This window comes from Desulfoferula mesophila, from assembly GCF_037076455.1.
Lineage (GTDB): Bacteria > Desulfobacterota > Desulfarculia > Desulfarculales > Desulfarculaceae > Desulfoferula > Desulfoferula mesophila.
Genome location: NZ_AP028679.1, coordinates 3275154 through 3291461 on the forward strand (window position 1 = coordinate 3275154; position 16308 = coordinate 3291461).

At 62.2% G+C, this 16308-nt stretch carries 16 protein-coding genes; 13 read left to right on the top strand and 3 right to left on the bottom strand.

What is annotated here, in order from left to right:
- Positions 1 to 5 precede the first annotated feature (5 nt).
- From AACH32_RS15015 to AACH32_RS15035, 5 genes are all read left to right on the top strand, one after another.
- Positions 6 to 1874 (top strand): TRAP transporter permease, encoded by a 1869-nt coding sequence (locus AACH32_RS15015; RefSeq protein WP_338601189.1) that lies wholly within the window; start codon positions 6 to 8, stop codon positions 1872 to 1874.
- Positions 1875 to 1899: 25 nt separating this feature from the next.
- The gene (dapA, locus tag AACH32_RS15020; RefSeq protein ID WP_338601192.1) at positions 1900 to 2826 is read left to right on the top strand and encodes a 4-hydroxy-tetrahydrodipicolinate synthase; all 927 of its coding nucleotides are present in this window, start codon (positions 1900 to 1902) and stop codon (positions 2824 to 2826) included.
- Positions 2827 to 2835: 9 nt separating this feature from the next.
- The gene (locus tag AACH32_RS15025) at positions 2836 to 3219 is read left to right on the top strand and encodes a PPC domain-containing DNA-binding protein (RefSeq protein ID WP_338601194.1); all 384 of its coding nucleotides are present in this window, start codon (positions 2836 to 2838) and stop codon (positions 3217 to 3219) included.
- Between the two features lie 22 nt (positions 3220 to 3241).
- The gene (locus tag AACH32_RS15030; RefSeq protein ID WP_338601196.1) at positions 3242 to 3448 is read left to right on the top strand and encodes an FmdB family zinc ribbon protein; all 207 of its coding nucleotides are present in this window, start codon (positions 3242 to 3244) and stop codon (positions 3446 to 3448) included.
- Between the two features lie 61 nt (positions 3449 to 3509).
- On the top strand, positions 3510 to 4838 hold the full coding sequence (locus AACH32_RS15035; RefSeq protein WP_338601199.1) for a serine dehydratase subunit alpha family protein: 1329 nt from the start codon (positions 3510 to 3512) through the stop codon (positions 4836 to 4838).
- 29 nt (positions 4839 to 4867) lie between these two features.
- Here the strand turns inward: AACH32_RS15035 and AACH32_RS15040 are convergent, their stop codons facing one another.
- The gene (locus tag AACH32_RS15040) at positions 4868 to 4996 is read right to left on the bottom strand and encodes a hypothetical protein (RefSeq protein WP_338601202.1); all 129 of its coding nucleotides are present in this window, start codon (positions 4994 to 4996) and stop codon (positions 4868 to 4870) included.
- 438 nt (positions 4997 to 5434) lie between these two features.
- Here AACH32_RS15040 and AACH32_RS15045 point away from each other — a divergent pair, with 438 nt between their 5' ends.
- The 5 genes from AACH32_RS15045 to AACH32_RS15065 are packed head-to-tail and all read left to right on the top strand — an operon-like array spanning position 5435 to position 10308.
- Positions 5435 to 6976, top strand: a complete 1542-nt coding sequence (locus tag AACH32_RS15045; RefSeq protein ID WP_338601204.1) for an ABC transporter substrate-binding protein — start codon at positions 5435 to 5437, stop codon at positions 6974 to 6976.
- 9 nt (positions 6977 to 6985) lie between these two features.
- The gene (locus AACH32_RS15050; RefSeq protein WP_338601207.1) at positions 6986 to 7936 is read left to right on the top strand and encodes an ABC transporter permease; all 951 of its coding nucleotides are present in this window, start codon (positions 6986 to 6988) and stop codon (positions 7934 to 7936) included.
- A gap of 1 nt (position 7937) precedes the next feature.
- Entirely contained in the window at positions 7938 to 8759 is an 822-nt protein-coding gene (locus AACH32_RS15055; RefSeq protein WP_338601209.1) for an ABC transporter permease, read from the top strand.
- The gene (locus AACH32_RS15060; RefSeq protein WP_338601212.1) at positions 8759 to 9553 is read left to right on the top strand and encodes an ABC transporter ATP-binding protein; all 795 of its coding nucleotides are present in this window, start codon (positions 8759 to 8761) and stop codon (positions 9551 to 9553) included. The genes AACH32_RS15055 and AACH32_RS15060 overlap by 1 nt, the downstream gene beginning before the upstream one ends.
- Positions 9547 to 10308 (top strand): ABC transporter ATP-binding protein, encoded by a 762-nt coding sequence (locus tag AACH32_RS15065; protein ID WP_338601214.1) that lies wholly within the window; start codon positions 9547 to 9549, stop codon positions 10306 to 10308. The genes AACH32_RS15060 and AACH32_RS15065 overlap by 7 nt, the downstream gene beginning before the upstream one ends.
- Positions 10309 to 10375: 67 nt before the next feature.
- Here AACH32_RS15065 and AACH32_RS15070 read toward each other — a convergent pair whose 3' ends face one another.
- Both AACH32_RS15070 and AACH32_RS15075 read right to left on the bottom strand, forming a co-directional pair.
- A complete protein-coding gene (locus AACH32_RS15070) occupies positions 10376 to 10771 on the bottom strand; it encodes a cupin domain-containing protein (protein WP_338601217.1) in 396 nt (131 codons plus the stop codon).
- 25 nt (positions 10772 to 10796) lie between these two features.
- A complete protein-coding gene (locus AACH32_RS15075; RefSeq protein WP_338601219.1) occupies positions 10797 to 12812 on the bottom strand; it encodes a TonB-dependent receptor family protein in 2016 nt (671 codons plus the stop codon).
- Positions 12813 to 14174: 1362 nt separating this feature from the next.
- Between AACH32_RS15075 and AACH32_RS15080 the strand changes: the two genes are divergently transcribed.
- The 3 genes from AACH32_RS15080 to AACH32_RS15090 all read left to right on the top strand — a co-directional run bounded on the left by AACH32_RS15080 (position 14175) and on the right by AACH32_RS15090 (position 16251).
- On the top strand, positions 14175 to 14930 hold the full coding sequence (locus tag AACH32_RS15080; RefSeq protein WP_338601222.1) for a DsbA family protein: 756 nt from the start codon (positions 14175 to 14177) through the stop codon (positions 14928 to 14930).
- 285 nt (positions 14931 to 15215) lie between these two features.
- A complete protein-coding gene (locus AACH32_RS15085; RefSeq protein ID WP_338601226.1) occupies positions 15216 to 15566 on the top strand; it encodes a hypothetical protein in 351 nt (116 codons plus the stop codon).
- A 274-nt stretch (positions 15567 to 15840) separates the two neighbouring features.
- On the top strand, positions 15841 to 16251 hold the full coding sequence (locus tag AACH32_RS15090) for a hypothetical protein (RefSeq protein ID WP_338601229.1): 411 nt from the start codon (positions 15841 to 15843) through the stop codon (positions 16249 to 16251).
- The last annotated feature ends 57 nt before the right edge of the window (positions 16252 to 16308 follow it).

Below are 16308 nucleotides of genomic sequence, written 5' to 3' on the forward strand. Positions count from 1 at the left end.
CATCCGTGTATCGGTGGATCACCGGGGCGTGCTTCGTGGCCTTCTCCGGCTACCATCTGTGGACTACCGCCTTCGGCATGCCGGTGGCCTATCTTCACCGCCCGGTGTTCCTCACCTTTGCCATGCCCCTGGGCTTTTTGATCTACTCTATCAAGGGCAAGAAGCACCTGGACCGTGGCAGTTGGATGGACATGGCCTTGGCGGTGGTGGCCCTGATCTGTTTCGCCACCATCGCCTTTTCCTTTGAAAGCAACTCCGAACGCATGTCTCTGGTGGACCCCCTGACCACCTGGCAGTTGATAGCCGGAGGCGTGTGCATCCTGCTGGTGCTGGAGCTGACCCGCCGCACCGTGGGTCTGGTGTTGTCCCTGGTGGCCGTGGCCGCCCTGGCCTACGCCTTTTTCGGCACCTATATGCCCGCCATGCTGGCCCACCAGGATTTCTCACTGGTGGAGGTCATCGACTACCTCAACTACGGCCTGGACGGAATCTACTCCGTACCGGTGGGGGTGGCCTCCACCTACATCGTGGTCTTCATCATCTTCGGCACCTTTTTGGAAAAATCCGGCGCCGGCGACGTGATGATGGACCTGGGCCGGGCCCTGGCCGGGCACCACCGGGGCGGCCCGGCCAAGATCGGGGTCATCACCAGCGCCTTCTTCGGCAGCATCTCCGGCTCGGCGGCGGCCAACGTCTACGCCACCGGCACCTTCACCATCCCCATGATGAAGCGCATCGGCTACTCGCCGGCCTTTGCCGGAGCCGTGGAGGCTTCATCCAGCACCGGCGGCCAACTGGTGCCGCCGGTCATGGGCGCGGCCGCCTTTCTCATGGCCGACATCCTGGGAGTGCCCTACCTCAAGATCTGCGCCGCCGCCCTGATCCCCTCGGTGCTCTACTTTTTGTCCCTGCTGCTCATGATCGACTTCGAGGCCGCCCGCAAGGGCCTCCAGGGCATGGACAAGGAGAACCAGCCCAGCCTGCGCGAGACCCTCAAGCGCAGCTACCTGCTGCTGCCCATCCTGGTGCTGCTGGTGGTCATGCTCATGGGCTACACCCCCTTCCGGGCGGCCTTCGCGGGCACCCTGGCCGCGGTGTTGGTCACCATGTTCTCCAAGGAACACCGCATGGGCCCCCGCAAGATCATCGAGGCACTGGAGATCAGCGCCCAGCGCACCATCCTCATCGCCTCGGCCTGCGCCGCGGCGGGCATCATCATCGGGGTGGTGACCCTCACCGGCATCGGCCTGAACATCAGCTCGGTGATCATCACCTCCTCGGGCGGCTACTCCCTGGTGGCCCTGGCCCTGGTCATGGTGGCCTCCATCATCATGGGCATGGGCACGCCCACCACCGTGGCCTACATCATCGTGGCCACCCTGGGGGTGCCCTCGCTGATCAAGCTGGGCTTCGCCGAGCTGCCTTCCCACTTTTTCGTGTTCTACTTCGGGGTGCTGTCCATGGTAACCCCGCCGGTGGCCGTGGCCGCCTATGCCGCGGCCGAGATCGCCAAGGCCAACATGATGAAGATCGGCTTCACCGCGGTAAAGCTGTGCTTCGTGGCCTTCTTGATCCCCTACGTGTTCATCTACGACAACAGCCTGCTGATGCAGGGCCCCTGGAGCGCCATCATCAGTGAATTTTTCACCGCCGTGGCGGGGGTGGTGGCCTTGGCCGCCGCCTTCCAGGGATGGTTCCTGATCAAGCTTCGCTGGCAGATAAGAGCCACCATGTTCGTGGCGGCCATCTCCCTGATCCTACCGGGCATATCCAGCAACCTGGCCGGCTTGGCCCTGTTCGCCGGACTGGTGGTCTATGCCTTTTTCATGCAAAAGAAACAACGCGCCGCCCAAGAGGCGACCCAGCCTGCCTGATGAGGCTGTAGGAGGAAACACTAAAATGACTAAAGAACTGTATCGCCCCCAAGGTTCCTGGGTGGCCCTGATCACCCCCTTCACCCCCGACGGGCAGGTGGACCTGGACGGCTACAAGACCCTAATCGACTTCCATGTAGCCAACCATACCTCGGCCCTGCTGATAATGGGCTCCACCGGCGAGCCCACCACCCTCAGCCTGGCGGAGCGCAAGGAGATCATCAAGAACCTGGGGCCCTATTGCCAGGGCAAGATACCGGTATTCTTCGGCGTGACCCTGGGCACCACCCAGGACACCATCGACCTGGCCCGCTATGCCCAGCACAACGGAGCCGACGGCGTGGTCCTGGTGGCTCCGGCCTACATCGCCCCGCCCCAGGAGGCGGTGTTCAACTTCCTCAAGGCGGTGTGCGACTCCATCGACATCGCGGTGGGCCTGTACAACAACCCCGCCCGGGTGGTGGTCAACCTGGCCCCCAGCACCATCGTCCGCCTGTCCCAGGAATGCCCCAACCTGGTGGCCGACAAGGAAGCGGTGCCGGACGTGGCCCAGCTGGCCAGCGTGATGGACGGCACCAGCGGCCGCATCCGCCTGCTCACCTGCGACTCCCCGGCCTACGCCATGATCCTGCCCACCCTGGCCATGGGCGGCCACGGAACGGCCAACGTGACCGGCAACGTGGCCCCGCGCGAGATCGCCGAGATGTCCCAGCCCTGGACCAACTGGGAGCAGGCAAAGCGCAGCCGGGAGCTTTACTTCGAGCTGCTACCCTTGATGGAGGCGGTCTACTCCGCCCCCAACCCCATCGCCACCAAGGCCATGGTGCGCCTGCTGGGCCTGCCGGCCGGTTACTGCCGCCTGCCCCTGCCGGACGTGCCGCCCAGGACCCTGCGGGCCATGGAGGCCGTCATCGAGCGCTTCGACCTCAAGGCCAAGTACGGACTCAAGTAGGGCCGGGACATGCAGATTAAAAACATCGACGGATTGCGCTGGTACCACCTGACCCTGGACGCCGGGGCCATGCTGCATCAATCCCTGCGCGATTTCCTGGTCCGCGAAGACCTCAAGCACGCCTTCGTGCTCTCATGCATCGGCTCCTGCACCAAGGTGGTGGCGGTGTTCCCCCTTACCAGGGAGATCCCGCCCGAGCTGGGGCGAATGGAGTTCGAAGGCCTGTTCGAAATGAACGGCATCGCCGGTGACGTGCGCCGCCTGGAAAACGAGATCAAGGTGCATCTGCACGGCTCGCTTACCAAGGAAGGCCGCGAGGTCTTTGGCGGGGCCATCCAGGAAGGAACCCAGATTTTTAAAACCGCCGAGCTGGTTATCGCCGGCCTGGCTTGATTGTTTAGAAAGAGATAGACCCATGCCTTTATACAGCTTTTCGTGCAACAACTGCGGCCAGGAGGTGGATTTGTTCCTCAGCCTGGGCGAACTGAACCGTGGCGTGGCCCAGTGCCCCTATTGCCAAAGCAGGGACTTGAAGGGCCCTGGGCAAGACCAGATGGCCGCGGCGGGGGCCTCCCCTTCCCCGGCGGGCAGCCGTCCTTCCTGCGTAATAGGCCAGAAATAGGCTGAACCCATTCCCCCGGCGGCTGGCGATTGCTGAATTATCCATCACGTGAAGAGCAACTATGGCTGATTACACCATAAAAGATATCCTGCGCCTGGAAGTGGCCCCGGCCCTGGGCTGCACCGAACCGGTGGCCGTGGCCCTGGCATCCGCGGCCGCCGCCCGCTTGCTGGGCAACACCGAGCCGGAATCGGTGCGGGTGTGGGTGGACCCCAACATCTACAAGAACGGCATGTCGGTGCTTATTCCCGGCACCGGCGGGCTCTTCGGCCTGGACCTGGCCGCCGCCCTGGGCGCGGTGGGCGGCGACCCGGCCCGCCGCCTGGAGGTCCTGGACTCGGTGGATGAGAAGGTAGTGGCCAAGGCCCGAGGGCTCATCGACGCCCAACGGGTCACGGTGGACATGTATGAAGAACACGGCCTGAAAATCACCGCCCAGGTGAGCGGCGGCGGCCAAACCGGGGAGGCGGTCATCACCGGCTCCCACGACAACATCTCCTCGCTCAAACTCAACGACCGCGAGGTGGCGGAAGACCTGCCCACGGAAAAGGAAGCCGACACCCCCTCCGTCAACCTGGCCGCCTTGGAGCAGTGGTTGGCCGGACGCACCCTTGAGGAAATGATCGAGCTGCTGGACGCCTTGGAACAGGAAGACCTGGACTTTCTGGAACGAGGGGTGCAGTACAACCTGCGTCTGGCCGAGCACGGGCTGAAATTCGGCCCCGGCCTCGGCCTGGGCAAGTGCCTGGAGAGCTTGATGCGCCAGGGCCTGATGTGCAAGGACATGGCCGCCGCCGCCCGCATCCTGACCTCGGCCGCGGCGGACGCGCGCATGGCTGGGGTGAAGCTGCCGGCCATGTCCAGCGCCGGCAGCGGCAACCACGGGCTGACCGCCACCCTGCCCATCTGGGCGGCCAAGGATTTCGCCAAGTGCCCGCACGAGGAGGTGTTGCGCGCCGTGGCCCTGAGCCACGTGATCACCGCCTACGTGAAGACCCACACCGGCAGGCTCTCGGCGGTGTGCGGCTGTTCCGTGGCCGCCGGTGCCGGAGCCACCGCCGGTTTGACCTACCTGCTGGGTGGCAGCGCCCGCCACATCGCCGGCGCGGTGAACAACCTGATCCAGGACTTGGCCGGGATCATCTGCGACGGGGCCAAGACCAGTTGCGCCTTCAAGCTGGCCACCGCCGCGGGCAGCGCGGTCCAGTCGGCTCTGTTGGCCCTGCAGGGCCTGGAGGTCAACCAATGCGAGGGCATTGTGGGTCAGCGCATGGAAAACACGGCCCAAAACCTGGGGCTGCTCAGCGTGGAGGGCATGCGCTACACCGACCAGACCATCCTGCGGATACTGGCCAACAAATTTTTGCCGGCCGAGGTGCGGGGCGCATAGGCCCCGCACCCCTCCGATGCGGGATACGTTTAGGTCTGCCCGGTGATGCCAAGAGCACGGCTGACTTGCCCCACCGTCTGACCCTTGGCCAAAAGTATCTCCGCCTCGCGAGGCTTGCCGAGGATCTGCTCGGCCGAATAGCGCTTCCTGGCCATCATCGCCCCCCCTCTCTCGGCCCAAAATCCTAACTTAAAATCTGGACCGGGTTAAAGGGGGGCAGGTCAGCTTGTTTCGCCGCTTCACTTCGCTCCATTTCACAGGAGGGAAGGCCGAAGCATGTTTTGGCGGTTCGCCTGGCCAGCACTCTAATAGAGAATTAAATTATGCCTTCGTCCTTCAATCCAGCAGTGCAGGCTTGTAGGCATCTGAAGAAACAACTTGGTTAAGATAATTTTTATGTGAATCAAACAGTGCCCTCACGGGAACACACTAATTGACGCCTCAGAGGATAACTTGTATAAGAAGCCAACCGCTTGCCCGAAGGCAGCGTCCTCAACAAAATTTTTTACAACTTACTACGGCCATGAAGGCTTATGCTCACAGGTGCGACTATGCTCCTTCATGGTTCAGTTTATCGGCACTCTCCCGGCAGCGGTTTGCGGCTGCCCTACCTGCTCCTAGCGGCCCTGCTGTGTGCCTTGCTGGCCGCGCCTACGGCCCTGGCCGGCGACCGGCCCCTGGTGATCGGCTGCGGTGCGGACCGCTACTCCAAGGCCAAGCACTACCTCTCCTTTGCCAAGATGGCCCCCAACGTGTGGATCACCGAGCCCCTAGTCTATCGTGGCGACGACTACCGCCCCCGCCCCGGCCTGGTGGAGAGCTGGGAGCGCCGGGGGCACAAGTATCGCCTGCACACCCGACCGGGCGTACGCTTTCACAACGGGGCCGAGTGGAATGCGGCCGCGCTCAAGCGCGCCCTGGAGATCAACGCCTACAACCGCTCCGAGACCCTGCGCATCAAGCCCGATAGCTACCGCATCATCGACCAGCACACCCTGGAGTTGGAGACGGCCCACCCCACAGTGCACTTCGCGGGTTTTCTCAGTCACCCCTTTGTGGCCGCCTACGCCCCTGGTACCGACTTCATCAACCACCCTGTGGGGACCGGACCTTTTGTGTTCGAGGAATACAAACGGGGCCGCTATATCAAGGTGCGGCGCAACGATAACTATTGGGGAGAGAAGCCGCCCAACGAGCAGGTGATCTACCGATTTTTACCCGACCCCCAGACCAGGCTCCTGGCCCTATTGAACGGCGAATGCGACATCATCTTTCCGGTGGACCCCCAGATGCTGGCCTCCTTGCCGCCGGGCGGGCCTTACAAGAAAGTCGCCACTCCTCTGCGCTCCTATGTGGTCATGTCGGTGAACTGGCACGGCCAGGCGCCCTTTGATCTGCTACAGGACGAACGCTTACGCCGGGCGGTGGCTTACGCCATCGACCGCCAGGTTATCGCCGACACGGTGTATCAGGGCCTCGCCCGCCCGGCCAAGAGCATACTGGCCCCCTGGTTCTGGGACCAGGGCGAGGACTTTCTCCAGGGTTATGATCACGACCCGGCCCAGGCCAGGCGCCTGCTGAAACAAGCCGGCTGGCAACCCGGTCCGGACGGCATAAGAGTCAAGGACGGCCGCCGCCTAAAACTCCGCTTGGTCTCGGGCTTCCCCACCGGCGCGGAGCTCAAGCCCCTTCCCGAACTGATGCAGCAGATGCTTCTGGCCGTGGGCATCGAGGTGGAAGTGATCCAGACCGACGACATGGGCATGTACTACGGCTCTTACATGGCCCCGGGCCAGGGGGACCTGTTCCTGGAGAAGTCGGGCAACACCTCGCCCACCCCGGCGTGGCTGCTCTATTTGCTCTATCACAGTGATTCGCCATGGGTGGACTCGGGCTATAAATGGGTTCTACCCGGTCCCAAGTTCGACAAGGCGGTGGAGCGGGCCCAACACAGCGACGACCCAGCCACGGTGCGCGCGGCCATCCAGGAGGCCCAGCGGGTGTTGGTGGACGAGACCTGCGCGGTCATCCCCCTGCTGTTCGTGGCCAACGTGTACCTCACCCGGCCAGGGGTGAAGTTGGACCCGCGTCCCCGGGGCGGCTACGAGCGCTTCGGTTACGCCCGTCTGCCGCGCTAGGGAGCGGCCGTGCTCAAACTGATCGTCCGGCGGCTGGCCTGGCTGGCCTTCACCCTGCTGGGGGTGTCGTTCCTTTGCTTCTGCCTGTCCCATCTCTCGCCCGGCGAGACCGGAGACATGCTGCTGCGCCAATCCGGCGGGGTGACTTCCTCGGAATCAGCCCAGCGCTTCCGCCAGAGCCTGGGCCTGGACGATCCCCTGTTGGTGCGCTACGGGCGCTGGTTGAGCCACGCGGCGCGCCTGGACTTCGGCGAGTCCTTCGCCACCGGCGAGCCGGTCGGCCGCGAGATGCTCCGTCGCTTGCCCGCTACCCTCAAGCTCACCGTGGCCGCGTTTAGCCTCATGCTGGTGCTCAGCCTGGTAATTGGGGTGACCTCGGGCCTTCGTCCGGGTGGGATTTTTGACCATGCCACCCGAATGGTGTGCACCATCCTGGTGGCCCTGCCCAATTACTGGCTGGGCATGCTGCTGTTGTTTTTGTTCGCCGTGCACTGGAAGGTCTTCTCCGTGGTGGGCGGCACGGGGCTCAAGGATCTGGTGCTTCCCGCCATAACCCTTGCCCTTGGCATGAGCGCCTTTTACGGCCGCATGGTACGCGAGCGCCTGCTGGAGGTGATGAGCCAGGACTACATCCGCACCGCCCAGGCCAAAGGCCTTCCCCTGGGGGTGGTGCTCTACCGCCACGCCCTGCTCAACGCGATCATCCCCTTGTTGAACCTGTGGGGCATGAGCTTCGGCTTCCTGTTGGGCGGCTCGCTCCTGGTGGAGACGATCTTCTCCTGGCCCGGAGTGGCCAGCTTCGCGGTGCAAGCCGTACTCAGCCGGGACTACCCGGTGACCCAATGCTACGTGGTGTTCATGGCCGTGATCTTCACGGGCAGCAACCTGGTGGTGGACCTGTTGCAGACCCTGGCCGACCCCAAGCTGCGGCGCAGGGCCGTCCAAGAAGGCGGGGCCTAGCATGGCCACTGCGCGGCGCAACCTGAGCCTGTGGCTGGGCTCCGGGCTGGTAATCCTGCTCTTGCTCACCGCCTTGGCCGGGCCCTGGCTGGCACCGCATGATCCTCTGCGCATCAATCTTTCCGCCCGCCTGGCCCCGCCCAGCTGGGACTACCCCTTGGGGACCGACCCCCTGGGTCGCTGCGTGTTCTCCCGCCTACTCCATGGATGCCGCGCCTCCCTGGCCGTAGGGCTTTTGGTCTCGGCAGGGGTGATGCTGTTGGGCCTGTCCCTGGGCCTGGCCGCCGGTCTCTCGGGCAAACAAGGCGATTTCTGGCTCATGCGCCTGGTGGACATCGTGTTGGCCTTTCCCTCCCTGGTGCTCACCCTGGCGGTGATCGGCCTGCTGGGGCCCAGTCTGCCCGCCGCCGCACTGGCCCTGTGTCTGAGTTGGTGGCCGGTCTACGCCCGCCTGGTGCGGGGCTTGGTGCTTTCGGCCAAGGAGCGCGAGTTCGTCTTGGCCGCCCGCCTAGTGGGCACCCGGGGTCCGGCCCTGGTGCGCCGCCACATCCTGCCCTCGGTGATGCCTCCGGTGATGGTCCTGGCCAGTTTGGAAACCGGCACCATGGTGCTGGTGCTGGCGGGCCTGAGCTTCCTGGGCCTGGGGGCCCAACCGCCGCTGCCCGAGTGGGGGGCCATGCTCAACGAGGCGCGCTCCTACATCTACACCGCGCCCCATCTGTTGGTGGCGCCGGGGGTGGCCATTTTTCTCACCGTGCTGGGCTTCAACCTGCTGGGCGAGGGCCTGCGCGATGCCCTGCGCATCAAAGAGACGGTGCGCTGATGAGTCTCCTGTCCATCGAGGATCTGCACATCAGCTTCCCCGGCCGCCCCACGCCCAGCCGGCCGGTGCGCGGCCTCAGCCTGTGCCTGGAACGGGGCTCGGTGCTGGGCCTGGTGGGCCAGAGCGGCTCTGGCAAGAGCCTCAGCGCTCTAGCCATGATGGGCATGGTGCCCCGGCCGGGACGCATCAGCGGAGGCCGGATACTGCTGGATGGCGTGGATCTGACCCGCTTGAGCCCAGCCCAGTATCGCCACGTGCGGGGCCGCCAGATGTTTTTGATCTTCCAGGGCAGCGCGGCGGCGCTCAACCCCGCGCTCACCGTGGGCAAGCAGCTGGCCGAAGTGATGGTGCATCTGCGTGAGGCCTCCTGGCGCAAGGCCCGGGTCGGGGCGGGCGAACTACTGGAGCAGGTGCGGGTGGACCCGCGCCATCTGAACTCCTACCCCTTTGAGCTCAGCGGCGGCATGCGCCAGAGGGTGCTGGTGGCCATGGCCCTGGCCATGGAGCCCCAGCTCATCATCGCCGACGAGCCCACCACCGGCCTGGACGTGGTGACCCAGGGAGAAATCCTGGACCTGTTCGCGGACCTCAGGCGGCGCATCCCCGGCGGCATGATCCTCATCTCCCACGACCTTAGGGTGGTGGCCAGCTTGGCCGATCAAATCGCGGTGATGCACCAGGGGCGCATCGTGGATCAATCCCCCACCCGCCTGCTGCCCACCCAGGCCCACCATCCCCATACCCGTGAGCTGCTGGCAGCTAGCCGCGCCTTTTCCCTGAGGGAGCCATGCTAAGGGTGGAGGAGCTCAGCAAGTCCTTTGCCGCGCCAGGCGGGGAGCTCAAGGCCCTGGACCGCGTCTCCCTGGAGCTGGAGGTGGGCCAATGCGTGGGCGTGGTGGGCGAGAGCGGGGCGGGCAAGAGCACTCTGGCCCGTTGTATTCTCGGCGTCGAGCGGCCCAGCGGGGGGCGGGTATTGTTCGAAGGGCACGAGGTGGCCGCCCTGGACCGGCGGGAGCGGCGGTGTCTGTGGCAACGAGCCCAGATAATCTGGCAGGAGCCAGGCCTGGTATTGAACCCGCACCAAAAGGTGGGGCGTATCGTGGCCGAGCCCCTAAGCAACCTGACTTCCTTATCCCGGCGAGAGCGGCGGGTTCGGGTGGGCGAGCTCTTGGAGCAGGTGGAGCTGGAACCCGCCCTGGCGACGCGCTTCCCCCACCAGCTCAGCGGCGGCCAGGCTCAGCGGGTGTGTATCGCCCGGGCTCTGGCCCCCGGTCCCCGTCTGCTCATCTGCGACGAGCCGGTCTCGGCCCTGGACCTACCCTTGCAACTCAAAGTGATGGAGCTCCTGGACAGCCTGCGCCGCGAGCTGGGCCTGGGCTTGCTCCTGATCACCCACGACCTGGGCATCGCCCGCCGTTACTGCGCGCGGGTGAGCATCATGCTCAAGGGCCAGGTGGTGGAGCAGGGTCCGGCGGCCGAGTTGCTGAACCATCCCCGCCATGCCTACGCCCGTCAGTTGCTGGCCGCCACTCTCCGCCTGCCCTGGTAGCCTTTCGCCCCAAAAAACCGGACGGCCCTCCCTGGGGAGAGCCGTCCGAATCAACGGGCACCGCCTTCTAAACGGAAGCCTTGTCCAGCATGGCCACGAACTCCTCGCGGGTGCGCACCGTGGGGGCCACCATCACCAGAATTTGGCAGGGCTCGGGGCCGTGTATCTCCTGGCCAATCTCGGCATTGGGCGGGACCAAGGCCACGCTGCCCGGGTTCATCACCCCGCGCACCGAACCATCGCCCTGGAAGATGTCGCAGCTGCCCTTCACACAGATGATCAGCAACTCCATGGGGTGTGAGTGGGGAGGATAAAAACCTGGCGGAATGATCATGGCATGGCTGCTCAGATGCTCACCGTGCAGCATGGGGGCCAGGTCGCCCTCCACCCCGGTGGGGTAATACTTGAGGGCGTCGTAATTGTCGATGAGCTGCATGGTGCCCACGCTTTTTATCTCTGACATTTCCTTCTCCTTGGTTGGTGCCGATCTAGAACCAGGCATTGATGCCCACCATCATGTTGAAGCCGGGATAAGGATAGATGGACTCACTGCCCGGGTTCCCCCCGGCGCTGCCGTAGGCCTGTTGGTCGAAGATGTTGTTGGCCACCACGAACAGCTCCACCCCTGGTTTCCAGTCGTCGAAGCGCTTGATGTAGCGCGCGTTGAGCACCCAGAAGCCGTCCTCCTCCACGGTGTTGGCGTAGTTGAAGTAGCGCTTGCCGGTGTAGACCGGGTTCAGAGAGATATCGCCCCAAACGTTGTTGCGGTAGCCGGCGTAGAGGGCGAACATCACGTCCGGCACCCCGTTCAACTGATTGCCGTCATAGTTGACGCCTTCGCTGGTGAAGTCCACGAACTCGGCTTGCTGATAGGTGAAACTACCCGTGGCGTAAAGGCCGTTGGCCCAGCGGGCGTTTAGGCCCAGCTCCACGCCCCGGGAGCGGGTCTTGCCCGCGTTCTCATACTGGGAGCCCGGGGTGGGGTCGGGCCTGACGAACTTGTCCTCGACGTCGTTCCAGTAGAGGGCCAGGTTGTAGTCCAGCCAGGAAAGAGGCTGGCCGCGCATGCCCACCTCGTAGGCGTAGATGCGCTCGGGGTCCAGGTTCCCGCTGGTGGCCGCGGCCGGCACCCGGGCCGGGCTCTTGAAGCCGGTGTTGTAGCCGGCAAAGAGGTTGATGGCCTCGTTGATGGTGTAGGTGGCTCCGATCTTGGGGCTGAAGTTGCTGTTGGATTGGTTCCAGGTGTTGGGTCCGGGGTTGACGTAGCCCACCTGGTCCTGCTCGTAATTGTCGTAGCGAACACCGGCGGTGACGGTGAAGGCCTCGGTGATGCCCAGCTCGTCCTGCACATAGCCCGACCAGGTGGTGTCCTCGCGGTCGCGGTCGCCGGTGAGCTGGCCGATGTTGTGGCCATCGGCCTGGTTGAGGGTGGTGTGGATGGTATGGTAGCGGTACTCACCGCCCACCACCAGCTTGTTGGCCATGCCCCAGATATTGTGGTTCATGGTGAAATTGATCTCCGGGTGGGCCTCCCACTCGTCGTAGCGGTGCCAGCCGTACCAGAACATCTCGGTGAGCTCGTCCTTAAACTCCACCTTGGCCCTGAGTACGTGAGGGCCGAAGTTCTGGTCATAGGTCAAGGCGACCAGCTTTTCGGTTTCTTGCAGGGTGTTGTCCGCCCCGGGGTTCTGCTCGGGGTTGGCCTGCCACTGGGCCTTGGTCAGGCTGTTGGCGTAGTTGGCGTCGGTGTCGAAGTAGGAGCCGTGAAAGGCCACGGTGGCATCGAAGGGCAGATTGTAGGCCACCCTGGCGTAGACGTTGTTGTCGCGCATGTAGGTGCGCTCCTGATAGGCGTCCTGCCGCCTCAAGGAGGCGTCCACCAGGTACTCCCAATTGCCCTGTGAGCCGTTGAGCACCGCGTAACCGTTGCCACCGCCAAAGCTGCTGAAGGCCACCCCCGCCTTGCCCTCGACCGGCTTATCAGCCACCCGGGTGATGATGTTGATCACCCCGCCGATGGCCTGGTCGCCGTACTCGGCCGAGGGAGTCTTGATCACCTCGATGCGTTCCACGTCGTGCAGGGCCAGACGCGGCGGCACTATGTAGCCGTTGCCCTTGTTGAACTCCACGCCGTTGACCAATACGCGCATGGCCCAGGCGCTCACCTCGCCGCCTCGGGAGGACATCAGGCCGTCCTCGTCGATGCCATAGGCACCGGCCGGGATGTAAATGCCCGGAATGTTCACCTCGCGCAGGACGTCGAACACGCTGTAGTTGCCCGGATAGCGCTCGATCTGCTCGCGGGAGATAATTGCCACGTTGGTGGGCGTCTTATCCACCTCGGTGGATATCTTGGAGGCGGTCACGATGACGTCGCCGGGGTTGGTCACCGTGTCTTTGGCCCCGGCGGGCAGGGCCAGGGCCAGGATCATCCCGGCGGCCAGGCACAGCGCGGCCCAGGGCCGCCGGACCTTGAGAGTTTGGGTTTGTTTTTCAAGCAGCAATTTCTAGCTCTCTCCTTTGGGTTGAATTAGGGCGCTTTGGTCCCTGGGCGGAGAGAGCCTTTGGTCGCATTGACACCACGGCCGGCGCGGCGCTATACATGAATAAGGATCTCCTTCGCCTAGAGGGACGATTCACACCGAAGGCAGCCCGACGACTTGCCAGGAGACGGGCTGCCTTCATCACTAAAAAAGCCAAGGAGCCGGTGGGGACTACAGTCCCTGCCGGGCCTCCTTGGCTTCAGCTAATACGGCTTATTTTTTCGAAGCTACGCGCGTCGCTTCTTGCGACGCTTTCGCGCTCTACTTTCTAGCTTGACGGCAAAATGATGTCAAGCAAAAGCAGACGGTTGATTCCATGCCTCCTGGACCGAGGGAGTTAACGGATTCTAGCGGGAACCAAGGTAGTCAAGCTGGCTAACGCACGCATCCGGCGATTGGTTACTGAACGAGCTAAATACCTTCCACTCTTATAAAGGCCGCTGCCCCCCCTGGCCTCGGGCCCAAAGACGCTCACCGCTGCCCTGGCTCAGCGCCCCTTTGGGCTACTGGCCTACCCCCGATCAATGTACCTCTTCTTGAGTCAGGCCCTCTTTGTTTTTGAGGTTAAGAAGACCTGGGAAGGTACCCTAGCCGCCCTTGGGCAGGATGGCCTCCGGCGCCGGCGGCTGGTAGCCCAGGGACATGTGGGGCCGGAAGGTATTGTACTCCCCCCCTCCCCCACCTAGTCCGCTCCCTCCTCGGGCCTGGGCCCAACACGGCCGAAGCCGGCCTGTAGGCCGAGTTCAAAGCCATCGCCTCACCGGCCACCGACCAGAGTCGGCCTACGGGCTCTCTCCAAGATTAGGGCCGGGAGGCGTGTTCCAAGTCCAGGGGCATGGGGTACCAAGAGCGGTGGGGTTTAGCGGATACGTGTGGGTAAGGGGTAGTCTAAAGAGTGATGCTTTAAAATACAGGCAGCAACATGGCGAAAGCGGCCGGATTTAACTTGTAGCCAATATCCTAGGAATGAGCACATGGCCAATAGAGTTTGCATTTAATGCGTGACGACCAACAAAAGGCTATCCGGCCAGGGTGGCAAATTTTAGCAAGATCTTAAATTATTATACGAATATAACTATGTGATTTTTAAAATATCTTTTGACAATTTGGCTGGTCGCATATGCGATATGGATTAATAATATTTGCAACAAGCGTGAAACTTGCACCTGTGAAACTAAAGAAATGTGGTCCTTTGGCATTATTGTTGCCAGGTTTATTTTGTGGCAGCCTAGATTGGTATATTGGAATAATTTGAGCATTGATTAACCATTAGCCTCGAATGGTGTAAGCATGGCTCGCAAAGGATTAATGTTGGTATTCGGCTTGCTGGCCTTGAGCTTCGCGGGCGCCACCGTTTCAGCCGCCCAACCGGATGCGCAGGCAATCAAGACTTACTTGATGGCGCATCCCGAGGTGATTTTAGAGGCCTTGGAGAAGCAGAAGGTAGCCCTGTACGACATGGTCGTGGCCGGTCAGCAGATCAAGCAGCGCATCGCTTGGCGGGAAAACATAAAGCGTAGCCTGGCCAACCCGTTGAAGCCCGCCATTAACCCCGAACGGCCCCGGTTGGGTAATCCCCAAGCGCCAACGCTGGTCGTGGAGTACACCAACTTCATGTGTTCCACCTGCCGCAAGGGCGCGGTCGCCCTGGAAGACCTTTTGGGCAAATATCCTATAAAATATCAGGCATTAATCAAGCACGTGCCCAACGACGACATATCCCGTCAAATCGCGCTGTACTACGAGGCCATTGCCCGCCAAAGTACCGGCAAGGCATATGTTTTTTACCACCAGGTATTTGAGCGCCAGCCCGAGCTGACCAAGAATGGATTGCTTCCCGTTCTGGATATTGTGAAGGGCCTCAAGCTCGACCAAGCCCGTTTGGCCCGCGACCTGTCCGATCCCATCCTGGCCCAGCGCATCAAGGACGATACCGCGGAGAGCAAGGCATTCAACTTGGGTGGCACCCCGGCCTTTATAGTGGCCGGCGTTTTGCTGCGCGGCCCGGCCCCGGTGGCCGCGTTCGAGGACATTTGGTATTTAAGCAAGGGCAAACAGCCGCCAACTTCCAACAATTAATACACCATAAAATCGCGCACCCTAGGCTATGCCTATTAAGCCTCTAGCCGCGTTTGGTCGCTCCATATCGGGTCACTCCGCTCTCGTCGCCGTATGCCTATTTGTTGGCAGTTACAAATTTCAAAAGACATTTATATACAACAATTATTTAAATAATCTAAAAGCACTAAAATGCCTAAAGATTACGTTTTTGCCCGTATTTGATCCGCACCCTATGATATAAAATAAATTTTAGAGGGTATCGTGTTGCATTGTCTATCATCCTATTTTGCAGGGAGGACTGCGTTGAGCCGGGTGCCAAAGTGGAACAGTCTAAACCGTAAAATGCTCCTGAAGATGATCAAGGAAGGCAAGACGGAACGCGAAATCAGGAAAGTCATGGCCGGCAAGGATAAAAGGATGACTTCCATTGAATTCGCGCACCAACTGAAGATGGCCTTGGTCGAAGACGGCACGATTAAAACGAAGACGCCTAAAAGCCAGGGCGAGACAGCGCCCGAAAGCTACAAAATCACGCCAAAGGGACGCCTGGTGATAACCGATTTTTCCGAAAAAGTTGGAGCAGAGCAAGGCGCCTCTTTTATCCTGGAAAAGCCCAGGGGCGGATCCAAGGCTTGGCGTTTGGTGCCCGCCTAATCGTTTCCGCCCAGGCGTCTTCAGCGAGGTCATCACCGCCCCTGATCAAGCAGGAGGCGTCCGGACAGAGGCGCCATGCCCTCCAGATCAGCTCCGCCCCGTCCCATCCCCATGGCCTAACGGCCTAATTTTATCCGTAATCCCGCGCAATTACCCAATCGCCAAGCGGCTCATCCCCCCCATGCCGTCAAAATAGTCCTTATGGCTGATAGCCTATCCCCCGTGATCCGTCTAAAGTATTAGCAAATAACCCTAACCATAAGGGGTGACTATCATGTCCAAACAGTTGACCGCGTTGGTGGCCGTTTTGCTTTTCATGGCCTGGGCCCTGCCGGCAATGGCCCTCACCAATATTCTGACCTTGGACCCCGACGGATTGGGCAACTTGGCCACCATCTCGGTAAGTCAGGCGGACACGGCGGACCTGTACGCCGAGATCCAGCAGATCGGCGTGTCCAATATGGCTAACATATCCCAGGAGGGGAGCGCCCTAAGGGCGGTCATCGGTCAGAACGGCAGCGGCAACTTCGCAGAAATATTCCAGGCCGGCAGCAACCTGCAGGCCTACATCACCCAGGTGGGAACCAACAATTACGCCAGCACCACCCAGACGGGCAGCAACCAATTTTCCTATATCTACCAGAACGGCACCGGAAACCGGGCCACCGTGGTCCAGTCCAACTAACTCCGTTGGGCTCTCTCTGGGGATGCCTACGCCCGCATGACGAGACGGGACGACCGG